General features: G+C 68.2%; 3 protein-coding genes and 1 pseudogene. 1 reads left to right on the top strand and 3 read right to left on the bottom strand.

Annotated elements, in window-relative coordinates:
- Window positions 1-552: pseudogene (locus tag HOQ08_RS00155) on the top strand (hypothetical protein); the annotation flags it as partial.
- Window positions 553-603: 51 nt separating this feature from the next.
- Here HOQ08_RS00155 and HOQ08_RS00150 read toward each other — a convergent pair.
- The 3 genes from HOQ08_RS00150 to HOQ08_RS00140 form a co-directional block, all read right to left on the bottom strand.
- On the bottom strand, window positions 604-1,101 hold the full coding sequence (locus HOQ08_RS00150; protein ID WP_291189709.1) for a hypothetical protein: 498 nt from the start codon (window positions 1,099-1,101) through the stop codon (window positions 604-606).
- Between the two features lie 252 nt (window positions 1,102-1,353).
- On the bottom strand, window positions 1,354-2,139 hold the full coding sequence (locus tag HOQ08_RS00145; RefSeq protein ID WP_291189706.1) for an alpha/beta fold hydrolase: 786 nt from the start codon (window positions 2,137-2,139) through the stop codon (window positions 1,354-1,356).
- Window positions 2,126-3,022 (bottom strand): DUF3182 family protein (locus tag HOQ08_RS00140; RefSeq protein ID WP_291189703.1); only part of this gene is annotated, 897 nt, incomplete at its 5' end. The genes HOQ08_RS00145 and HOQ08_RS00140, both read right to left, overlap by 14 nt.

The following is a 3,022-nucleotide window of genomic DNA, read 5'->3' as shown; positions in this document are numbered from 1 at the left end:
CTGCGTTGCCTGCTGCCCGCGACCGACGAGCGCAGCTATTGCCGCCAGGCGGCAGTGACGCAGCACCAGATGTATCGCCTGGCCGATTCGCTCTATCCATTGTCCTGGCGGGAGCGCGGCCTGCCTGCGGCGCTGCGCGAGGGTTCGATGCCGCGTGCGCTGGACGAAGCGGGGATAGCGTACTGGTGCGAGACCGGCGGCCCCAAGCTGGATGAGCTTTCCAGCAGTGTCCATCTGGCGCTGTACCGCCTGGCCTGCGAAGCGATCGCCTTTGCCTGCGCCAAGCGCAACATCAGCGGCATTCGCGTGCGGCTTCGGGGTGGATCGTTCGGCGGCCATCGTTGGGCATTGCTCTGCGTAGAGAGCTACGTCGACTACGAGCGGCTGAGCAGGGTGCGCTGGGACGATCTGCAGCCGGCGCTGGGCGCGAGCGGCCTGGGCCTGGGTGCCATCAAGGACCGGGCAGCGGGTTTCGGCGGCAAGGTCCGTGTGCGGTCCTTGGTCGAGGGCAGCCGCGTCAGCATCATGCTGTCCGATCCGGATCTCGTCTGATTCTGAAAAGTGGTCAAAAAAAAACCGCCGGAAGGCGGTTTTTTTTATTAGTTAGTTCACATGCCCGCTGCAATCAAGCAGATTGCAGGGTGCGGCCGTCGTTGTCGTTGTTGTTGTTGACGGCGTAGCGGTAAACATCGTAGTGCCGTTGCTGAGCGGCGTCGCGTTGACCTGCATGCTGCTGTCACGATAGACGGTCTCGGCATACGAGGTCAGCGGAACCACGGTGCTTGCGAGCCTCAGCGGCTGCTGGGGGGTGGAGATGTGCCTGGCGTCGCGTCCCATCGGCAGGACCAGGAACTGCCCGTTGGCGGCGGCGAAGGCACCGCGGACGTTGCCCCAGAGGTCGTTGACCTGCACGTACCGGATGCCGTTGGCCGCGAACACGTAGACATGCCAGTTGGAGCTGGCGCTCACGTCCTGCGCGTTCGGCCAGGCCTGGCCCAGGCCCGTGCCCGATGGCTCAGCCGCGAAAGCGGAAGCCGAGAGACCCATGACGACCAGGCCGGCGCAGAGGGCGCGGCGCGGTAGGAATTTGATCATAGCCATGTCCCCTTATTTGGACTGCTCAGTAGTTGAGCACGGCCACTCTATCAGCAGCAAAAGTGATTATTTTGCGAATGCAATCATCCTGACGGGCTGCGATGGCGGCTGTTTTGGCCCTCTTGGCCCCGCCAATCAGCGTGCATTCCAGACGCACGCAGGCTCCTGTCGTTGTTCCTTTGCCGGAGAAACGATGGTGCTTCGCCAAAGGCGCGTGGCTGACCTGGCGTTTGGGCGAATGCAGCCGTTGCGCGTCAATCAGCCGGTCGCCGTGACCTGTCCGGCGCTGGCCGAACCGGGCGCGCCGCCGGCGCGGGCACCGAACACCATCTCCGCCGTCCAGGCCAGCAGCATCGAGGTATAGGCGCGCTGGCAGGCCGTGCTGGTCAGCGCGTGGTCGGCCTCGTCGATGATCCGGTAGGTCATCGAGTGGGTGTGCCGGAACGCATTGCGATAGCTGACGATGGCCGGCGGCAGCACCAGATGGTCATGGCCGGACTCGACGATCAATACATCACCCGTGAAGTCGTGGCAGGCGCGCAGGGCGCGGTTGTCCTGCGGGTCGAGCACGCGGCGGCGGTAGTCGTCCAGCGCCTTGCGGTTGAGGGAGCGCTTGGGCACGTTCCAGTCCTCGTCCCTGTACAGCGCCGGCACGCGCAGCGCGAGCCACTTCACCGGGCGCAACGCGGTGAGGATGGCCGCCAGGTAGCCGCCGTAGCTTGCACCGATCACCAGGATCGCGTCCGGGTCGACGTGCGGCTGCATGCGCAGGTGGTCGTAGGCGGCCACCACGTCGGCGAGGTTCTGCTCGCGGGTGACGATCTGGCGCAGCGCTTCGGTGCGTACGTGACCGCGCATGTCGAACGTCAGACAGATGCAGCCCAGCGCTGCGATCTGCTGGGCGCGGCCCAGGTCGCGTTCCTGGCAGCCGCCCCAGCCGTGCACGAACAGCACGCCGGGGATGGTCGAGCCGGGTGCGAGCATGGTGCCGGCGAGGCGGGCGCCGTCGACGGCGATGTCGGTGCCTTGGCTACGCGTCGTCATCGTCCTCCACCACCGTGAGCTTGAGCAGCGGTCCGGCCGCCGGGTCGGCACCGTGGAAAAGCACCATCGCGCCGGATGGCGCAACGGTGCCGGGCCCGTAGTGTTCCTCGGTACGCACGCCCAGCCAGCGGCGCGTGGGTTCGTCGCGGAAGCGCAGCAGCGCGGCGGCCTCCGCGCCGCTGGCGCCGCCGATGCGCCAGGAGGATTCGAGCACGCCGGCGTGCGCATGGCCGCCATGGTCCACGCCCTGCACCACGTCATAGTTGCGGCGCGAGGCAAACATGCCGGGGAAGCATTGCCGCGCGGCCTCGTCGTAGAGCTGCGCCTGCCCGGCGGCCTCGCGCACGTCCGCGGGCAGCGATTCGCGCAGCATGGCGTCGAAGCCGCCGCGGTGCACGCGCAGGCTGGAGCCGCCGTAGGCGACGTCGCCGTCGTTGTCGCGGGTCAGCCACTGGGTGCCGTAATAGGCGATCGTGTGGTGGCCCACGCGCACCTGGCCGATGCTCCAGGTGGTCAGGTCGTGCAGGTCGGTTTCCAGGACCAGACCATCGCGGGCCAGTGCATCCTCGTCGAAGCCGGCGACGATGGCGTCGAGTTCGGCGGCGTCGGCGGCCACACGCTGGCCGCGCCCGGCGTTGCCGTGCGCCGGCTTGATGCGCACGCGGCCGCGTTCGAGCAGGGCGCGGCCCCCGCGGCGCGCGTCGGCTGCCGCGAAGGCGCTGTAGCCGGGCAGCACCACCGGGCGCACGCGGTCGGCGAAGACGGCGGACCAGCCCGCGGGCACGCGCGAGGGTGCGTCCACCAGCGGATGGGTGATCGCCTTGGAGGCGAGCACGCGTTCTGGCACCACGCCACCGAACAGGTCCTCCGCGCCGCGGATGCC

The sequence above is a fragment of the Frateuria sp. genome (assembly GCF_013362045.1).
In the GTDB taxonomy this organism is placed as follows: Bacteria; Pseudomonadota; Gammaproteobacteria; order Xanthomonadales; family Rhodanobacteraceae; genus Frateuria_A.
Note: the sequence above shows the minus strand (reverse complement) of the source record. Positions and strands in the feature narration are given on the sequence as shown.

Bases quoted from the DNA above. Each gene is read 5' to 3' on its own strand.
- HOQ08_RS00150 (WP_291189709.1), bottom strand. From the start codon at position 1,101: ATGGCTATGATCAAATTCCTACCGCGCCGCGCCCTCTGCGCCGGCCTG.
- HOQ08_RS00145 (WP_291189706.1), bottom strand. From the start codon at position 2,139: ATGACGACGCGTAGCCAAGGCACCGACATCGCCGTCGACGGCGCCCGC.